Origin of the sequence: Gryllotalpicola protaetiae, assembly GCF_003627055.1 — a bacterium.
Taxonomy (GTDB): domain Bacteria; phylum Actinomycetota; class Actinomycetes; order Actinomycetales; family Microbacteriaceae; genus Gryllotalpicola; species Gryllotalpicola protaetiae.
Map to the genome: position 1 here is coordinate 3,077,149 of NZ_CP032624.1, position 17,220 is coordinate 3,094,368.

The 17,220-nt window shown below is 66.6% G+C and carries 21 protein-coding genes and 1 pseudogene; 18 read left to right on the forward strand and 4 right to left on the reverse strand.

What is annotated here, in order from left to right; all coding sequences use genetic code 11:
- Nucleotides 1–16 precede the first annotated feature (16 nt).
- Genes D7I44_RS18300 through D7I44_RS14945 form a run of 5 tightly spaced genes read left to right on the forward strand, consistent with a single transcriptional unit; the run spans nucleotide 17 to nucleotide 3,857 of the window.
- A complete protein-coding gene (locus tag D7I44_RS18300) occupies nucleotides 17–694 on the forward strand; it encodes a hypothetical protein (protein ID WP_162940310.1) in 678 nt (225 codons plus the stop codon).
- Nucleotides 695–703: 9 nt separating this feature from the next.
- Nucleotides 704–1,102 (forward strand): hypothetical protein, encoded by a 399-nt coding sequence (locus tag D7I44_RS14935; protein ID WP_120790220.1) that lies wholly within the window; start codon nucleotides 704–706, stop codon nucleotides 1,100–1,102.
- 38 nt (nucleotides 1,103–1,140) lie between these two features.
- Nucleotides 1,141–2,751: an RHS repeat-associated core domain-containing protein gene (locus D7I44_RS14940; RefSeq protein WP_120790221.1), complete on the forward strand. Its 1,611-nt coding sequence runs from the start codon at nucleotides 1,141–1,143 to the stop codon at nucleotides 2,749–2,751.
- Nucleotides 2,752–2,771: 20 nt separating this feature from the next.
- On the forward strand, nucleotides 2,772–3,449 hold the full coding sequence (locus D7I44_RS18305) for a hypothetical protein (protein ID WP_162940310.1): 678 nt from the start codon (nucleotides 2,772–2,774) through the stop codon (nucleotides 3,447–3,449).
- Between the two features lie 9 nt (nucleotides 3,450–3,458).
- Complete coding sequence (locus tag D7I44_RS14945; protein WP_120790220.1) at nucleotides 3,459–3,857, forward strand: hypothetical protein; 399 nt, start codon at nucleotides 3,459–3,461, stop codon at nucleotides 3,855–3,857.
- A 10-nt stretch (nucleotides 3,858–3,867) separates the two neighbouring features.
- Here the strand turns inward: D7I44_RS14945 and D7I44_RS18310 are convergent, their stop codons facing one another.
- Entirely contained in the window at nucleotides 3,868–4,056 is a 189-nt protein-coding gene (locus D7I44_RS18310; protein ID WP_162940311.1) for a hypothetical protein, read from the reverse strand.
- Between the two features lies 1 nt (nucleotide 4,057).
- Here D7I44_RS18310 and D7I44_RS14950 point away from each other — a divergent pair, with 1 nt between their 5' ends.
- The 10 genes and pseudogenes from D7I44_RS14950 (at nucleotide 4,058) to D7I44_RS14990 (ending at nucleotide 11,405) form a co-directional block, all read left to right on the forward strand.
- Nucleotides 4,058–5,494 carry an RHS repeat-associated core domain-containing protein gene (locus D7I44_RS14950; protein WP_162940312.1) on the forward strand — a complete coding sequence of 479 codons (1,437 nt, stop codon included), beginning with the start codon at nucleotides 4,058–4,060 and terminating at the stop codon, nucleotides 5,492–5,494.
- A 77-nt stretch (nucleotides 5,495–5,571) separates the two neighbouring features.
- On the forward strand, nucleotides 5,572–5,970 hold the full coding sequence (locus D7I44_RS18775; protein ID WP_425459335.1) for a hypothetical protein: 399 nt from the start codon (nucleotides 5,572–5,574) through the stop codon (nucleotides 5,968–5,970).
- Between the two features lie 49 nt (nucleotides 5,971–6,019).
- Nucleotides 6,020–6,172 (forward strand): GH-E family nuclease, encoded by a 153-nt coding sequence (locus D7I44_RS18780; protein WP_220093785.1) that lies wholly within the window; start codon nucleotides 6,020–6,022, stop codon nucleotides 6,170–6,172.
- Nucleotides 6,169–6,570, forward strand: a complete 402-nt coding sequence (locus tag D7I44_RS14960; protein WP_120790224.1) for an ankyrin repeat domain-containing protein — start codon at nucleotides 6,169–6,171, stop codon at nucleotides 6,568–6,570. The genes D7I44_RS18780 and D7I44_RS14960 overlap by 4 nt, the downstream gene beginning before the upstream one ends.
- Before the next feature lie 157 nt (nucleotides 6,571–6,727).
- A complete protein-coding gene (locus tag D7I44_RS18315) occupies nucleotides 6,728–7,189 on the forward strand; it encodes a hypothetical protein (RefSeq protein WP_162940313.1) in 462 nt (153 codons plus the stop codon).
- Nucleotides 7,190–7,418: 229 nt separating this feature from the next.
- A pseudogene (locus D7I44_RS14965) lies at nucleotides 7,419–8,147 on the forward strand (ISL3 family transposase); the annotation flags it as partial.
- 252 nt (nucleotides 8,148–8,399) lie between these two features.
- Complete coding sequence (locus D7I44_RS14970) at nucleotides 8,400–8,765, forward strand: YciI family protein (RefSeq protein WP_120790225.1); 366 nt, start codon at nucleotides 8,400–8,402, stop codon at nucleotides 8,763–8,765.
- Nucleotides 8,766–9,980 carry an RNA polymerase sigma factor gene (locus D7I44_RS14975; RefSeq protein WP_120790226.1) on the forward strand — a complete coding sequence of 405 codons (1,215 nt, stop codon included), beginning with the start codon at nucleotides 8,766–8,768 and terminating at the stop codon, nucleotides 9,978–9,980.
- A gap of 146 nt (nucleotides 9,981–10,126) precedes the next feature.
- Nucleotides 10,127–10,405: a HigA family addiction module antitoxin gene (locus tag D7I44_RS14985; RefSeq protein WP_120790228.1), complete on the forward strand. Its 279-nt coding sequence runs from the start codon at nucleotides 10,127–10,129 to the stop codon at nucleotides 10,403–10,405.
- Between the two features lie 73 nt (nucleotides 10,406–10,478).
- Nucleotides 10,479–11,405 carry an SDR family NAD(P)-dependent oxidoreductase gene (locus D7I44_RS14990; protein ID WP_120790229.1) on the forward strand — a complete coding sequence of 309 codons (927 nt, stop codon included), beginning with the start codon at nucleotides 10,479–10,481 and terminating at the stop codon, nucleotides 11,403–11,405.
- 2 nt (nucleotides 11,406–11,407) lie between these two features.
- Here the strand turns inward: D7I44_RS14990 and D7I44_RS14995 are convergent, their stop codons facing one another.
- Both D7I44_RS14995 and D7I44_RS15000 read right to left on the reverse strand, forming a co-directional pair.
- Nucleotides 11,408–12,148 (reverse strand): alpha/beta fold hydrolase, encoded by a 741-nt coding sequence (locus D7I44_RS14995; protein WP_120790230.1) that lies wholly within the window; start codon nucleotides 12,146–12,148, stop codon nucleotides 11,408–11,410.
- Nucleotides 12,149–12,223: 75 nt separating this feature from the next.
- Nucleotides 12,224–13,156 carry a metallophosphoesterase gene (locus tag D7I44_RS15000; protein WP_220093786.1) on the reverse strand — a complete coding sequence of 311 codons (933 nt, stop codon included), beginning with the start codon at nucleotides 13,154–13,156 and terminating at the stop codon, nucleotides 12,224–12,226.
- A gap of 70 nt (nucleotides 13,157–13,226) precedes the next feature.
- Here D7I44_RS15000 and D7I44_RS15005 point away from each other — a divergent pair, with 70 nt between their 5' ends.
- Nucleotides 13,227–13,592: an iron chaperone gene (locus D7I44_RS15005; protein WP_120790232.1), complete on the forward strand. Its 366-nt coding sequence runs from the start codon at nucleotides 13,227–13,229 to the stop codon at nucleotides 13,590–13,592.
- 19 nt (nucleotides 13,593–13,611) lie between these two features.
- Complete coding sequence (locus D7I44_RS15010; RefSeq protein WP_120790233.1) at nucleotides 13,612–14,142, forward strand: hypothetical protein; 531 nt, start codon at nucleotides 13,612–13,614, stop codon at nucleotides 14,140–14,142.
- Nucleotides 14,143–14,166: 24 nt separating this feature from the next.
- Here D7I44_RS15010 and D7I44_RS15015 read toward each other — a convergent pair whose 3' ends face one another.
- Nucleotides 14,167–15,630 (reverse strand): lipase maturation factor family protein, encoded by a 1,464-nt coding sequence (locus D7I44_RS15015; RefSeq protein ID WP_120790234.1) that lies wholly within the window; start codon nucleotides 15,628–15,630, stop codon nucleotides 14,167–14,169.
- Between the two features lie 79 nt (nucleotides 15,631–15,709).
- Here D7I44_RS15015 and D7I44_RS15020 point away from each other — a divergent pair, with 79 nt between their 5' ends.
- Nucleotides 15,710–17,164: a phytoene desaturase family protein gene (locus tag D7I44_RS15020; protein WP_120790235.1), complete on the forward strand. Its 1,455-nt coding sequence runs from the start codon at nucleotides 15,710–15,712 to the stop codon at nucleotides 17,162–17,164.
- Nucleotides 17,165–17,220: the final 56 nt, after the last annotated feature.

Consider the following 17,220-nt stretch of genomic DNA (forward strand, 5'->3'; position numbering starts at 1 on the left):
GAGTTTGTACCTTTGGATGGCCTTCGACACTGTCCTTACCGATCCGGCCAAGCTCATTGCCGTACTCAACGAAATTCAATCATATGGCGTCAAGCTCGATCGCATAGATGATGTGGAGCCAGTACGAAGGCTATATACTGAAGCCGTTGTTACGGAGCTTCTTACTATTCCGCCAGTTACGCATGAGCTTCCCTGCCACGATCTCATCGGGCGGGGCCCGCGAACAACAGTCGGGATACGTGCGTGCATGCCCACTGCACAGAGTCAGGGAAGCGCTAACCTTGTAGACGTGGCTATTGATCGGCCCGGACTGCGTGACATAAACATCTTGTCAAGCTTTTTTCAAAGCGACTTTTTTGCACGACATAATATTGCCTATGCATTCTTAGATACTTGGCCCGAGTTCATGAAGCAGTATGTAAGTGGAACAATTAATCAAAGACTTCCTGGGATCTTTTGGCTCAATTGGTTTTCGGGCCGGTATGTAGAGGCGTTCGGGGCAGGGCTTGTTGAGGGCCTGCCGTGGTCTAAGACGTCCGAGGCTGAAGGCGGGTTGGCGTGCTGGCTTTATGCGAGCCTTACTGATGCCCCCGATGATCGGGCCGAACTCGCCGCTCGCATCAAGACCGGGCTAGGCCATGCGGCATTCGTCAAAGACGGGTGGGAAAACCTGCCTCAGCTGGCTCTGAGTTGAGGAGAGGCAATGCGGCAACGCGGTGATGAGCTCCAGCCGCAGATGATCTCGGATGCTGAGATCTGTCAGCGTCTTGCGCTCCGCAACGGCTTTAGCCTCGATGGGCGGCTCAACACCCTCTCGGGTCTCGAGGAGCTGATCGACAGCCTGACTCCCTGGCTCCAGGCATCCGATGAGCTGCGGGCGGCCATGGTGCGGGTCATCGGCGCCTACTTCGGTGAGGCCATCCGGCAGAGATACGACGGTTCTTGGGTCTGGGATGAACAATACGAGACTGCGGCGCTTGTGGTCTTTCACTCCCTTCGGATCTTTCCGCACTCGCGTGTTCGAAAGCGCTGGGAAGAAGGCGCTTCACGAAGCCTCTCCATGTACGTCGACACACTCCTGGTGAACGCGCCGCCTTCGTGACCCGTCGTCCCTAACAAAGGCGTGGACGCCGATGTCCGGTGACGGCGTGGTCGCCGTCCTCCGCCTCCTGCACGGCCGCACCGTCTTCGACCACGTTGGGTGGTCCGGCGCCGTACTGGGAGTCGTTCACGTATGACACGGCGACCGGGAACCGGCTCTCGGCCACCCAGCACGCCACCACAGCATCCGGGACCGACACGGTGGCGGCCTACCGCTATCCGGCGGCCGGGGCGCCGCATCCGCATGCGGTCGCACAGATCGCCGCCACCGGTGCGACAACCAGCACGCAGCCGTATAGCTATAGCTGGGATGCGGCCGGGGATGCTACCCAGCTGGGTGCGTTGACGGCGTCGTACGACTCGCAGGGCAAGACCGCCACCATCACCTCGGGCACCTCGACGCAGACGCGCGTGTACGACGCGGGCGGGAGCCTGCTGCTGCAGATCGACCCCACCGGCTCCACTCTGTTCCTCGGGGACACCGAGGTGCGCCTCGCCGCCGGGGCGGCCAGCGCGTCGGCATCCCGCACGTACAGCGTCGAAGGGGTCCCGTTCGCCGAGCGCGACGCGGCCGCCGGGGCGACGACCTCGAGCCTGTACTGGCTGGGCGTGGACGTGGACGGCTCACCGGATGTGGAAGTGAACTCCGCCACCGGGCAGGTCACGAAGAGGTTCACGGACCCGTTCGGCAACACCCGCGGCACGGGCGTCTCGTGGTCCTCGGACCGCGGGTTCCTGAACGATTCGTCCTCGGCGCTTTCCGGGCTCACGCAGGTGGGTGCGCGCCTGTATGACTCGGCGACCGGGTCGTTCACGACCGCGGACCCGCTGCTGGACGCCACGAGCTTCGCGTCGTTGAACGCGTACGCGTACGCCGGCAACGACCCGGTCACCGACACCGACCCCTCGGGAGAATGCCTTCAGAGCAACGGGGCTCTCACCCAGGCAACGAATTGCGGGGCGAGTAAGGGCAGCGCGACCGCGGCCAGCGCGACGATGGCCGCCGACCACGCCCAAGCCGCGTACGAAGCAACACCCGCCGGACAGAAGTACTTGGCGCATTACGCGGACTACTTGAACTCTCCGGCGTTCGCCGAGGCGGTCAAGCGGCTCTACACGCTTCCGAAGGCGAAGCCCGGCCAAGAGACCTGGGGCGAGCAGCTGGACCTGATGTCGGCCAACACGCAGATGCAGATGCTGCAGATGAACTCCGCCGCCGAAGCCGCACCCGAAGACGGAGCAGCCGAAGACCTCGGAGCGGAATTCGAAGGGCTGATGGCCGATGTCTTCAGCGGGAAGAGCTCAGCCGATCTAGCGGATTCGGGGGCAGTTCCGCCACAGTTGCTTAGGGGGCAGCAGTTCGAAGCCGATACCTTGGAAGAATTGGGACTGACCAAGAACACCGCGAAAGTCCCGGGCGGAAGCATCCCTGATTCTGTTGACGGAGGCCAGATCTGGGAAGTGAAGGACGTCAAATACCAGGCGAAGACGCATCAATTCAGGAACTACCTTGCAACAGGCAAGCAAGTCAATATCGTGGTCAACTCGAACACTGTGGTGTCTGCGCCCCTGCGACAGGCGATCGCACGCTCGGGTGGGGAGATCCTGGTCCGGCGCGGTCCTGGCGCTTTCGTCCCGTACGGAGAATAATGGAGAGTTTGTACCTTTGGATGGCCTTCGACACTGTCCTTACCGATCCGGCCAAGCTCATTGCCGTACTCAACGAAATTCAATCATATGGCGTCAAGCTCGATCGCATAGATGATGTGGAGCCAGTACGAAGGCTATATACTGAAGCCGTTGTTACGGAGCTTCTTACTATTCCGCCAGTTACGCATGAGCTTCCCTGCCACGATCTCATCGGGCGGGGCCCGCGAACAACAGTCGGGATACGTGCGTGCATGCCCACTGCACAGAGTCAGGGAAGCGCTAACCTTGTAGACGTGGCTATTGATCGGCCCGGACTGCGTGACATAAACATCTTGTCAAGCTTTTTTCAAAGCGACTTTTTTGCACGACATAATATTGCCTATGCATTCTTAGATACTTGGCCCGAGTTCATGAAGCAGTATGTAAGTGGAACAATTAATCAAAGACTTCCTGGGATCTTTTGGCTCAATTGGTTTTCGGGCCGGTATGTAGAGGCGTTCGGGGCAGGGCTTGTTGAGGGCCTGCCGTGGTCTAAGACGTCCGAGGCTGAAGGCGGGTTGGCGTGCTGGCTTTATGCGAGCCTTACTGATGCCCCCGATGATCGGGCCGAACTCGCCGCTCGCATCAAGACCGGGCTAGGCCATGCGGCATTCGTCAAAGACGGGTGGGAAAACCTGCCTCAGCTGGCTCTGAGTTGAGGAGAGGCAATGCGGCAACGCGGTGATGAGCTCCAGCCGCAGATGATCTCGGATGCTGAGATCTGTCAGCGTCTTGCGCTCCGCAACGGCTTTAGCCTCGATGGGCGGCTCAACACCCTCTCGGGTCTCGAGGAGCTGATCGACAGCCTGACTCCCTGGCTCCAGGCATCCGATGAGCTGCGGGCGGCCATGGTGCGGGTCATCGGCGCCTACTTCGGTGAGGCCATCCGGCAGAGATACGACGGTTCTTGGGTCTGGGATGAACAATACGAGACTGCGGCGCTTGTGGTCTTTCACTCCCTTCGGATCTTTCCGCACTCGCGTGTTCGAAAGCGCTGGGAAGAAGGCGCTTCACGAAGCCTCTCCATGTACGTCGACACACTCCTGGTGAACGCGCCGCCTTCGTGACCCGTCGTCCCTAACAAAGGCGTGGACGCCGATGTCCGGTGACGGCGTGGTCGCCGTCCTCCGCCTCCTGCACGGCCGCACCGTCTTCGACCACGTTGGGTGGTCCGGCGCCGTACTGGGAGTCGTTCACGTATGACACGGCGACCGGGAACCGGCTCTCGGCCACCCAGCACGCCACCACAGCATCCGGGACCGACACGGTGGCGGCCTACCGCTATCCGGCGGCCGGGGCGCCGCATCCGCATGCGGTCGCACAGATCGCCGCCACCGGTGCGACAACCAGCACGCAGCCGTATAGCTATAGCTGGGATGCGGCCGGGGATGCTACCCAGCTGGGTGCGTTGACGGCGTCGTACGACTCGCAGGGCAAGACCGCCACCATCACCTCGGGCACCTCGACGCAGACGCGCGTGTACGACGCGGGCGGGAGCCTGCTGCTGCAGATCGACCCCACCGGCTCCACTCTGTTCCTCGGGGACACCGAGGTGCGCCTCGCCGCCGGGGCGGCCAGCGCGTCGGCATCCCGCACGTACAGCGTCGAAGGGGTCCCGTTCGCCGAGCGCGACGCGGCCGCCGGGGCGACGACCTCGAGCCTGTACTGGCTGGGCGTGGACGTGGACGGCTCACCGGATGTGGAAGTGAACTCCGCCACCGGGCAGGTCACGAAGAGGTTCACGGACCCGTTCGGCAACACCCGCGGCACGGGCGTCTCGTGGTCCTCGGACCGCGGGTTCCTGAACGATTCGTCCTCGGCGCTTTCCGGGCTCACGCAGGTGGGTGCGCGCCTGTATGACTCGGCGACCGGGTCGTTCACGACCGCGGACCCGCTGCTGGACGCCACGAGCTTCGCGTCGTTGAACGCGTACGCGTACGCCGGCAACGACCCGGTCACCGACACCGACCCCTCGGGGGAATGCCTTCAGAGCAATGGTGCTCTCACCCAGGCAACGAATTGTGGGACAAGCAAGGGCAGCGCCACCGCGGCCAGCGCGACGATGATCGCGGATCAGAAGCAGGCCGCATACGAAGCAACACCACTAGGGCAGATATACCTCTGGGGCCTGACTGTCGCGAGTTCTAAGGCTTTCAAGGATGCCATGGCCAAGGCCTGGCAGCAGGACAACTACGGACTTGGGGCCTCAGCTAAGCCGGGCGAGGAGAGCCTGGGCGATGAGCTGGACCTGATGTCGGCCAACACGCAAATGCAGATGCTCTGGATGAACTCCGCCGCCGAAGCCGCACCGGAAGACGGAGCGGCCGAAGACCTCGGAGCGGAATTCGAGTCTTTCTTCGGCGACGTCTTCGCCGGCAAGAACGCCGCGGACGCGCGTGGGGGCGTCTACACACTTCGTGACGGTGACGGAAACGTCGTGCGCACCGGCCGCACGAAAGACTTCGTTGCTAGGCAGGGCCAGCACGCACAGGACCCAATACTGCGCCAGTTTGACTTCAATGAAGAATTTTACACGGACGACTATGCTGAGCAGCGCGGGCTGGAAGACTGGCTCTATCAGCGTTATCCGGAAGCGAGGGCGGCGAACGGTGGGTTTAACAAGATCGGCGCGGTCAGTCCCTCAAACCCGAATCTAGCGGCATATCAGCAGGCTGCGAGCAGCTATCTGGAGAGGTTCAAGTAGCTTTGGCCAAGAGTGAGCGCATTCCGGAAGGAACGGTTGCGGCAGTGCCGGTACCGGGAGGCGGATATGGCACGGTCGTGATCGCTCGAAGCGCCAAGAATGGGGTTCTGGCTGGGCACTTCTTCGGCCCCCGCCGAGCGAAAGTGCCAGATTTGCTGGACTTGTCAACGTTGAGCCCTGAGGACGCGCTCTTGATAGGCCATTTCGGGAGCCTCGGGGTGGAAACTGGATCTTGGCCCGTTCTTGGCGTTCTTCCCGGTTGGGATCGGGACTTGTGGAGAATGCCGCCTTTGTACCGGTATCAGGAAATTAACGACGCTGCATACCGCGTTGAGTACGACGATCTTGATCCGAGCCGTCGACTCAATGAAGTTCGTGTTTCAGTAAACGAAGCCATCGGCCGCCCCCGCGCTAGCTTGATGGGCGATGTATTTGCTCAGAACCGACTAGAACGGATTATGCGCACCGGTTCGTAATTTGCCGAATTGAATTCGCCTGACTACCGCGCGGGTTGACTACGGACATTTGCCCGGGTATGAGTGGTGGCGCACACAGCAACTTGCGCGTGGATCGGGTTGGACGAGGCAACAAGTGATCGAGTATGAGAACGATCCAGATCACTATCAAATCGAAAGCCCGTCAAGCAACCGCAGCCATCTTTTTGAAATGCCGAGGTGAACGTGATCGATCAAGAGGGGCGTACCGCATTGCACTACGCTGCGGCTGAGGGGGACAGCGACAAGATCAAGGTTCTGCTTGCTGAGGGCTTGGATCCGTCATTGCCGGACGCCGACGGATTCACTCCTCTGCATTTTGCAGCTCAAGGCGGCAGCGGTCGCGTAGTTCGAGCGCTCGCCGAAGCCGGCGTTGCTTTGGAAGCCGAAAACAAGCACGGCAATTCGCCCCTTTTCGTTGCGGTTATGAGCTATCGGGGAGAATCAAATTCCGCCGTCGAAGCCCTTCGTTCACTGGGTGCGGACCCTGATCATGCGAACCGCTACGGCAGATCCCCGCGCCAAAGTGCCTTCCTAATTGCAAATTATGACGTGGCGAGATTTTTCAAAGATCAAGCCTGAGATCGCGACGCGCGCTTTGACGCCTCTCACGAGACTTGTCATGAGTTGTCGCCAGCATGGCGATGGCGGTTCCGTCGTCCGGTCAGTCGGTACCCGCATCGGCCGACATGTGGGACCTCACCATAAGACCACGCCGTCAGTGACCCATACTGACACCGTGGATATTGACGTGACTCCTGACCTCGCCGGACTGTTTGCCGAACAGCAGAAACACCAGATCGATTGGCACGGCCCGCTCTACAGCCTTTACGAACTACCCACAGACACGAGCAGGATGACGATCCGATTTCGTTCAGCGATTCCACACCCGCCCCAGGGCTTCAGGCTACGGATCCGCGGCGGCGCTCTTGGAATTGAGTCGACAAGAACCGACGACGTCGTTCTTTGGCAGGACACGGCGCCAAATGAGATTCGTGTCCAGATTGCCTGGGAGTCGAAGCAAGGACGGTCATTGCGCATCTGGAATACATGGCGGGTCAACGGCGTGACGCAAGCATGGCTTCTCAATGCGGCAATGCGCGTCGACCTAGATGATCGCGGCGTCTTAAGATTTCGGTGCAGTGATGGCGTTGGGGCTCCCGACTTTAGTGATCTAGTCGCCGAGGTGGAGATCCGCTGAAGCCTGTGGCTCGTGGTAGTGAATCGCCCACTCCCGGCATGCCAGGGCTTGCCTACAAGACCACGGTTGGCAGCTACAACGCGCTCGATGAGCAGCTGTCGTCGACAGTGTCGATTCCGGCTGGCGCGCCGGCATTCGGCGGCTTGAGCTTCACGACGAGTTTCGGATATTCCGCGGACGGGTCCCTCGCTCTGCAGACGGATCCCGCCGCGGGCAGCCTGCCGTCGGAGGCGTTGCATATCCTCTGGACATGGTGCCCGGCCGCTCCAAGCAGGTGTTCAAGCAGTGGCTCGCCGCCCGTCCGAAGCAGTGGCGGGACGGCATCGAGGTCGTGGCGATGGACGGGTTCACCGGGTTCAAGACCGCCGCCGCGGAAGAGCTGCCCGACGCGGTGCCCGTCATGGACCCCTTCAATGTCGTCAAGCTCGCCGGCGACGGACTCGATGCCTGCCGGCAGCGGGTGCAGCAGCAGACCCTGGGGCACCGCGGCAGGTCCGGCGATCCGCTCTACCGGATCCGCCGCACCCTGCACGCCGGAGAATGCCTGCTGACTGAGAAACAGCGGGCCCGCCTGGACGCCGCGTTCGCGATCCCCGAGCACGTGGAAGTCGAGGTCACCTGGAGGACCTACCAGCGCGTCATCGCCGCCTACCGCACCGGCGAGAAGGCCGAGGGGAAGAAGCTCATGCGCGAGACCATCGACATGCTCTCCGCCGGGGTTCCCGCGCAGCTGGCCGAGCTGCGCCGTCTCGGCCGGACCCTGAAGCAGCGCGCCGCGGACATCCTCGCGTTCTTCGAGCGCCCCGGCACCAGCAACGGCCCGACCGAGGCGCTCAACGGCCGACTCGAACACCTCCGCGGAAGCGCGCTCGGGTTCCGGAACCTCAGCCACTGCATCGCGAGATCCCTGCTGGAAGCCGGCGGCTTCAGACCCCACCTACACGCCCAATTCCGATGAGCCCCATAAGTACCAGGCGAAGACACAGCAGTTCAGGAACTATTTTTCAACAGGCAAGCAAGTCAATATCGCGGTCAACTCGAGCGCTGTAGTGTCACGACCCTTGCGTGAGGCGATTACTGGATCAGGTGGGGAGATCCTGGTGCGGCGCGGTCCTAGCGTTTTCCGTCCAACGGATCTGCTCGTCTTGTTGTCGATCTCGCGCAAGCTCGCGCATCGGAGTAGTGAAGTTCCCAAGCAAAGGAGACGGACATGGGCACGTACCTGGTGCTGATCTACGACGACGAGACGCGTTTCGCCGACACGCCGCCCGAGGTCATGGCTGACATGCACGAGAAGCACGTCGCGTTCATCGCGAACAACAAGGCGGCGATCCGCGGCGGTGCGCAGCTCGACACGAGCGACACGGCGACGACGATCCGGCAGACCGAGGGCGGGGTGACCGTGACGGACGGCACCTTCCTCGAGACGAAGGAGGTGCTCGGCGGCTACTACGTCATCGAGGCCGCCGACTACGACGAGGCGCTCGCGCTGGCGAAGCAGGTGCCGAGCGTCTACGGCGCGGTCGAGGTGTGGCCGCAGCGCGAGATGGGCCCCGACCTGCAGACCGGGCAGTAGATGGCGGATGTTGCAGCGGCGGTCGCCGCGGCGCACGAGCGCGAATGGGCGCTCGTGCTCGCGGCGACCGCCCGCGTCACCGGCGACCTCGACCTCGCCGAGGACTGCGTGCAGGACGCCTACGCACAGGCCCTCGTGCACTGGGCGCGATCCGGCGTGCCCGCAAAGCCGGGCGCCTGGCTCACGACGGTCGCGACGCGCCGCGCCCTCGAGGTGCGCCGCCGAGCGGGCACGCTCGCCCGCAAGCTGCCGCTGCTCGTGCCAGACCCCGTCGAGACACTGCCCTACGACTTCCCCGACGAGCGCCTGCGGCTCGTCTTCACCTGCTGCCACCCGGCGCTCGCGCCCGAGGCGAGGCTCGCTCTCACGCTGCGCTTCGTCTGCGGGCTCTCGACCGTCGAGGTGGCGCGCGCCCTGCTCGTCACCGAGACCACGATGCAGGCGCGCCTCACCCGCGCGAAGAAGAAGATCGCCGCGACCGGCATTCCGTACCGGGCGCCCGATGCGGCCGAGCTGCCCGACCGGCTGGCATCCGTTCTCGATGTCGTGCACCTCGCCTTCACCAGCGGCTACACGGCGGCGGCGGGTACACAGCTGACGCGGCCCGAGCTGGCCGAGCGCGGGATTCAGCTCGGGCGGATGCTTCGCCTGCTCCTCCCCGGCGAGCGCGAGGTCGCCGGCCTGCTCGCGCTCATGCTGCTGACGGATGCCCGCCGCGGGGCGCGTCTCGATGCCTCCGGCGCCTTGGTGCGCCTCGAAGATCAGGACCGCCGGGTCTGGGACCCCGCGCTGATCGCCGAAGGGCAGATCCTGGTCGAGCAGGCGCTCGCCGCCCCGCCCGCGGGCCGCTACGGGCTCATGGCCGCGCTCGCCGCACTCCACGACGAGGCGCCGAGCTGGGCCGCGACCGACTGGCCCCAGATCCTCGGCCTCTACGACCTCTTGCTCGCACGCTGGCCGTCGCCGGTCGTCGCCCTCAACCGCGCCGTGGCGCTGAGTTTCGTCGACGGCCCGGCTGCCGCGCTCGCCGTCGTCGACGAGCTGGGGTCCGACCCGCGGCTTGCGGCATACCCGTACCTCGCCGCGACCCGCGCCGAACTGCTGCGGCAATTGGGCGAGACGGATGCCGCGGCCGACGCGTATGCGGAAGCCCTGCTCCTCACCACGAACGAGGTCGAGGCCGCCTTCCTCGAGCGCCGCCGCGAACTCCTGTAGCTTCAGCTGTCGTGTCAAAGGACAACTCGCGGGATTCTGGTCAATTTGGGTGAATGGCAATTGGCGTGTGACGTTTCGCTTCACCGAGCAAGACATCGAGTTAGTCGACTATCAGGACTGTCACTGACAAAGGAGCGGATGTGGCTATGAGGACTCCGGTTCATCCGGGCGCGATTCTGCGCGAAGACGTGATTGCAGACCTTGGGCTCAGCGTCACCGAGGCAGCCGATCGCTTGGGCGTCGCGCGTGTGACCCTCAGTCGCGTCATCAACGAGCGCGCCGCGATCAGCCCCAACCTGGCGGTGCGGCTCGAACAAGCAGGCGTGTCGACGGCGCGAGCCTGGCTCGCAATGCAGAACGCCTACGACCTTGCGCGCGAGCGCGCCGCCGGGGTGCCGAAGGTGAAGAAGCTCGACGCGGCCTGACGCCTCAAACCAGCGGGCTGCACCTTACGACCCGGCAGACTGTGCGTGAGAGACGACCGAGAAGGGGTGGCGGATGCCGGCACGAGACGGGTGGGACCCGAGACGCCTGCCAGATCAGAGCGGGAAGGTCTTCCTCGTCACGGGCGGCAGCCGCGGCATCGGCTACTTCGCGGCCGAGCAGCTCGCCGGGGCGGGTGCGCGCGTGGTGATCGCGGCACGTGACGAGGCCAGGGCGCGGCGGGCGATTGCGGCGATCGAGGCGCGCGTGGGCGGGGCCGAGGTCGGATTCCTGCCGCTCGACCTCGCCTCCCCGCCATCCGCCCGCGCCGCAGGCGAAGCCGTCGCGCACTGGGATCGGCTCGACGGCATCGCCGCGAACGGCGCGATCACCTGGGGTCCGCGTCGGCGCCAGACCACTCCGGAGGGCTTCGAGGTCACCTTCGCCACCAACCACCTCGGCCACTTCCTGCTCGCAGCGACCGCTTGGCCGGCGCTCGCGCGTACGGAGGGCAGCAGATGGGTCGGCATGACGAGCATGGCGACGATGTTCGCCAGGGCGGATGCTGCGGCGCTCAACACCGAGCACGGCTATTCCGGCGCTCGCGCCTACGCGCTCTCGAAGCATGCCGCGCAGGGCTTCGCGTGGGAGCTGGAACGGCGGCTGCGGGCATCCGGCTCGTCGTCGATCGCGCTCGCCGCACACCCCGGTTACTCCGCCGACGGGCTCACCGCTGCGCGCGCCGGGGTGACGCCGCCGCGCCCGCCCGTCTTCGAGAGCTGGCTCGCCTTCGGCGCGCAGGGGAAGAACTGGGGCGCGACGCCGCTGGTACGCGCCCTCACCGACCCGGCCGCGCAGGGCGGCGGGCTCTACGCCCCCGAGTTCTGGATGAAGGGCGCGCCCGTGCCGTTCCCTGCCCGCAGCGCGAGCTCCCGGCCGGAGTTCGGCCGGGAGCTGTGGCGCCTCTCGGAGCTCTGGACGGGCGTCGAATTCCGCCCCTGAGCTCAGACCCCGGCTGGCTCCGACACCGCGGCGACGGCTGCGAGGATCGCGTCGATCGTTGCCTGCGGGTGCGACAGCATCGACACGTGCGAACCGGCCACCTCGGTGATCGTGGCGCCCGCATTCTCGGCCATGCTGCGCTGCACGGCCGGCGGGATCACCTTGTCTTCCGTGCCGACGACGGCCCATGAGGGAATCGTCTTCCAGGCGGGCACGCCCGACGGAGTCGTGTTGGCCTGCAGGGTGATGGGGCGCTGGCCGGCGACGATGAGCCAGCGCTCGGCCTCGGGCAGGTCCTGCGCGAACGAGTTGTGCACGGTGTCAGGCTTCAGGTGCGCCTCGGCGTCGCCCTCTGGGGCGCCCGGGTAGCCGAGGATGTCGAACACCGTCGTCGGGTCGGGCACGTCGAACGCCGACCCCGAGCCGCCGAGCAGCTGGAACACAAACTGCCCCTCATCGGGTGCGAACGCGTCGATGTACACGAGCGCCTTCACATCGCCGCCGTGCGCGCCGGCGTTTGTGATGACGAACCCGCCGTACGAGTGCCCGACGAGGACGACGGGGCCCGAGGTGTGCTGGGCGAGGTACGAGGCGATGTAGTCCGCGTCCTGCTGCACGCCGCGCAGCAGGTTGGTGGGGGCGAGGACGGTGAAGCCCTGCGACTGGAGCGCGGTGGCGACGGGGTTCCAGCTGGAAGCGTCGGCCCAGGCGCCGTGAACGAGCACGATCGTGGGTTTGGTCATGTCGCGGAAGCTACACGGGTGCTCACTTTGCCGCTAGAAGAACGCATGGTCCACTCTCAGGAACCGTCAGTGCGCTTACAGCTCGGGAACTCCGGAGAGCCCGCCGACGGTCACGTAGCGCCGGGCGAGCGCCTGCTGCTGCTCGTCCGGCAGGGCCGCGATCCGCGCGGCCTGTGCCGCGGTGACCTCGTACACGGTGGGCCAGTCGCCGACGGGGATCGTCGTGTGAAGCATCCGATCGGCGTAAACGTGCACGATGTCGAACGCTTGCCCGCCCGCCTGCGCGCGCAACCCGTTCTGCGACAGCAGCGGGTCGTTCGTGTAGCAGGTCGCCGACGCGACCGAAACGGGCACGCCGGCGAAGGTCGAGTGCGTCGAGTAGTGCAGATGCCCCGCGAGGATGCCGCGCACGTCGGTGCCGGCGACGACCTTCTCGAGCCCGGCCTGATCGCGCAGCTCGATCAGCTCGTCGAAGACCTGCGGCGACGGGATCGGCGGGTGATGCAGGGCGAGCAGCGTGCCGCGCGGCGCAGGGGTGGAGAGAACGGATGCCAGCCATGCGAGCTGCTCGTCGCTGAGCGCGCCGTAGTGGAACCCGGGGACGGTCGAGTCGAGCACGATGAGGCGCAGGCCGTCCAGATCGATGACGCGGTCGTAGGGCTCATCGGTGGCGTCCTCGTCGAGCAAGCCCGCGCGGAAGCGGCCGCGGATGTCGTGGTTGCCCATCACCCAGACGAGCTCGGCGCCCAGCTCGGCCACGACGGGCTCGATCGCCGCGCGCACGCGCGTGTAGGCGTCGCCGGCACCCGTATCGGCGACGTCGCCCGTGATGACGATCGCGCTGGGGGACAGGCCGGCGCCGACGAGCTGTCTGAGCCCCTGAGCCAGCACCTCGTCGGAGTCGACCTGGCCGAACATCGGCGCGCGGCCTGCCGTGAAGTGCGTGTCGGAGAGGTGCACGATGAGCTGTTCGGGGCGCGGGTACTGCGACGGCCAGAGCGGGTTCACGGGGTTGACGTTAGCTGACGCGATTGTACGGACTGTTGCGCGGCGGTGAGGGGCTGTGCACACTGTTCGCATGTCCGACACGGCCTCCGAGGTCGACGACTACCTCGGCTCGATCGACGAGGGGCGCGCGAAGGTGCTGCGCCCGTACTTCGAGCGCGCGCGCGAGATCGTCGAGGGCACATGCGAGGGCCGCAGCTATGGGATGCCGGCTCTGACGTACCGCGGCAAGGCGCTCATCACGCTGCAGGTCACGAAGGCGGGGTATTCCGTCTACCCGTTCAGCGGCGTCGCGGTGTCAGTGGTGGCGGCCGCACACCCCGAGCTCGAGACGACGACGGGGTCGGTGCACTTCACAACCAGGCATCCGTTGCCCATCGCGGTGTTCGACGAGCTGCTGCTGGCGCGTCGCGACCAGATCGACGCCAGCATGCGCTGAGCTGCGCATACGCTGGAACATGGCCGCTTCTTCCGGAACAGTCGTCGCCCTCGTCGGCGGCGAGTCGCCCGAGCTGATCTCCGAGCTCGGCTCCTTGCGCAACGTCGACGCGTTCACCTTGGCGGTCGGCGACGAGACCGACGCCTCGCGTCGCATCAGCACGTCGCAGGCGTCGTACGTGATCAGCGACGTCGACCCGCTCGCGCACGTCGCGGCGGCCTGGGTCGAGTTCTTCGACGACCGTGTGACGCTCGACACGCTGCTGTTCGAGGCGGAGGCGGCGGCGGATGCCTTGCGTGCCGGCCGCGCCCAGCTGCCCGACTACTACCTGGTCCTCGACCCCGAGTCGGTCGAGGGGACCTGGCGGCACTGGTGGTTCGGCGCGCTGTCGCGGAAGGCGCCGACCCGGGTGATCCCGGTGGCGTCGTCGTCAGGGGAGGTGCGGCGTCAGCTGCGGCACCTGCCGACCGGGCGGCCGTGGCCGGCCGAGTACGCCGAGTGGCTCGGCCGCCTGCAGTACGAGGTGCCGGACCGACTCGCTCTGCAGTGACGGGTGCAGCCGGCCTCGGGCCGGTCACGCCCGTTCTTCGACGTCGCGGGTACCCACCGGCGGGACGAGAAGCCCGCGCTCCTCGCGGATCCACACGAGCCCAGTCACCCGATGCTCCGCGCGCGTCGCGAAGCGGTAGCGGAAGACACGCGCCCGCACCAATCGCGGCGCACGGCCACCGAACGGGTCGACGCGCAGCAGCCGCAGCGTCGGCCGATCGGCCTGCAGCAGCCGCACGAGCAGCAGGTCGAACCAGCCGCCGCCTTCCGCGCCGAGCGCGAGGAACCACATCAGCCAGTCGAGTCTCAGGTGGTACGGCGCGAACCACCGCGGCACGCGGGCCGGGTCGCCGGGCTTCCCGTGGAACTCGTACTCCCTCCAGCCGGAAGAGCCGGTCGGGTCATCCGTGCCCTCGATCACGATCTCGTCGCGCCGCTTCGTCACCGTGCCGAACGCGCCGTAGGCGTTCACCAGGTGCCAGCGGTTGAAGCTCGCGTTCATCAGCTGGCGGCGCGCGAGCAGATTGCGCGCCGGCCGCCAGGACAGATAGACGAGCAGGGCGGATGCCGCGAGCACCGGCACCCCGTACCAGAGCGGTACCCCGCCGGCATCCGCAGGGACGGAAACCGGCCACGCCCACCCCGGAATCACCGCGTGCACGACCCCGTCGTCGATGCCGGAGAACAGCAGCACCACAGTGATCCAGTTGAGCCACGCGAAGTTGCCGGTGACGATCAGCCACAGCTGCGTCACGATCATGACAGCCGCCGCGATCGAGGCGATCGGCTGCGGCGCGAACAGGAAGAACGGGCACACGAGCTGCGCGAAGTGGTTGCCGAGAACCTCGCCGCGGTGCATCCACCTGGGCAGCAGGTGCGCCCGCCTGCTGAGCGGCCCCGGCATCGGCTGGGTCTCGTGGTGGTAGTACAGCGCCGTGAGATCGCGCCACTCGCGTCCGCCGCGCAGCTTGATCATGCCCGCGCCGAATTCGAGCCGGAACACGAGCCATCTGATGAGGAACAGTGTGGTGAGTGGGGTGCCGGTTCCGGCCGAGCCCAGCCAGGCGACGGTGAAGCCCGCCTCGCAGAGCAAGGACTCCCACCCGAAGCCGTAGAACGTCTGGCCGACGTTCACGATCGAGAGGTACGCGCCCCACAGCACCAGGAAGAGCACGGTTGTGAGCCACGGCGGCGCGAGCTGCGGCAGGCCGGCCACGAGCGCGGCCGAGACGACGACCCCGGCCCAGGCCACCAGGCGAAGCATCCGATCGCTGTAATGCCAGCGGAAGATCGTCGGCTGGCGCCGCGCGTACGCGTACTGCAGGAACCGGGGCACCGGCAGCAGCCCGTGCTCGCCGAGCAGCGCGGGGAACTGGTCGGCGGCCGACAGGAACGCGACCAAGAAGATCGCCGCGACACCGCGCTGCAGCACCTCGCGGGCGACGTCGTAGTCGCCCGTGCCGAGCCAGTCGAGATGCGCCCAATCCATGCCAAGCGCGACCGTAGCGCGCCCTCCGCCCGGGCGACACCCCTACAGCCGCCGCGCCGATACCCCTAGCGTTAGGCGCATGAGCACCGGTCGCGCGATCGTCGTCGGCTCAGGGCCGAACGGGCTCGCCGGCGCCGTCACGCTCGCGCGCGCGGGCCTCGCGGTCACCGTGTTCGAGCAGTCCGAGCACCTCGGCGGCGGGGCGGCGACCCGCGAGCTCACCCTTTCCGGTTTCCGCCACGATGTGGGCTCCGCCGTGCATCCGATGGCGGTGCAGTCCGCGTTCTTCCGCCGCTTCGGCCTCGATCGGCGCATCGAGCTGCTGACTCCGGAGCTGTCGTACGGCCACGCGCTGACCGAGACGACCGCGGCGCTCGCATGGCGCGACCTCGAGCGCACCGCGCAGGGGCTGGGGGCGGATGCCTCGACCTGGCGCCGCCTGCTGTGGCCGCTGGCGGCCGACGCCGACCGCGTCGCCGACGTCATCGGCGGCGCCGTCCTGCCGCCCGCGCACCCGGTGGTCGCTCTGCGCCTCGGGCTGCGCGCGCTCGAGCAGGGCAGCCACTGGTGGAACCGGGAGTTCCTGACGGAGGCGGCGCCCGCGCTGCTCACCGGCGTGATCGCCCACACCAACAAGCGGCTGCCCGCACTCGGCGCCGCAGCGCCCGGTCTCGTGCTCGCGGCGTTCGCGCACGCGCGCGGCTGGCCCGTGCCGCGCGGCGGCAGCGGCGCGATCACGCAGGCGCTCGCCGACGACCTCATCGCGCACGGTGGGCGCATCGAGACCGGGGTCGAGATCGAGAAGATCGACGAGGTGGCGGATGCGGACGCCGTGCTGTTCGACGTCACGCCGCGTGCCTTCGCCAGGATCGCCGGCGACCGGCTGCCCACGCCCTATCGCGTCGCGCTGCAGCGGTTCCGCTACGGCGACGGCATCGCGAAGGTCGACTTCGCGCTGAGCGAGCCCGTGCCATGGGCGGCAGCCGAGCTGCGCGAGGCGGTGACGGTGCACGTCGGCGGCACGCGGGCCGACCTCGCCCGAGCGGAGGGCGAGGTCGCGAGCGGGCGGCTCCCCACGCATCCGTATCTGCTCGTCAGTCAGCCGAGCGTGATCGACGACACGCGGGCCCCGGCTGGGAAGCACGTTCTTTGGGCGTACACCCACGTGCCGGCCGGCGCGACGGACGATCGCACCGACGCGATCACCGCCGAGATCGAGCGCTTCGCCCCCGGGTTCCGCGACACCGTGCTCGCGAGCGCCGGCACCTCGGCGCGCGACCTCGAGCAGCTGGACCCCAACCTCATCGGCGGCGACATCGCGGCAGGAGCCACATCGACGTGGCAGCTCGTGGGTCGGCCGCTACCGCGGCGCGAGCCCTGGCGCACGCCGCTTCCCGGCGTGTTCCTATGTGGCGCCTCGACAGCCCCCGGCCCCGGCGTGCACGGTCAGTCGGGGTGGCAGGCGGCGCGGCTCGCGCTGCGCGGACTGCATCTGGAGTCGCCCGACCTCGCCCCGCCCGGTGTGCGCGGGTGAAGACGCGCTTCCGCGGGTGAAGCCTCGCCCGCGGAAGCGCCGTTTCACCCGCGCAC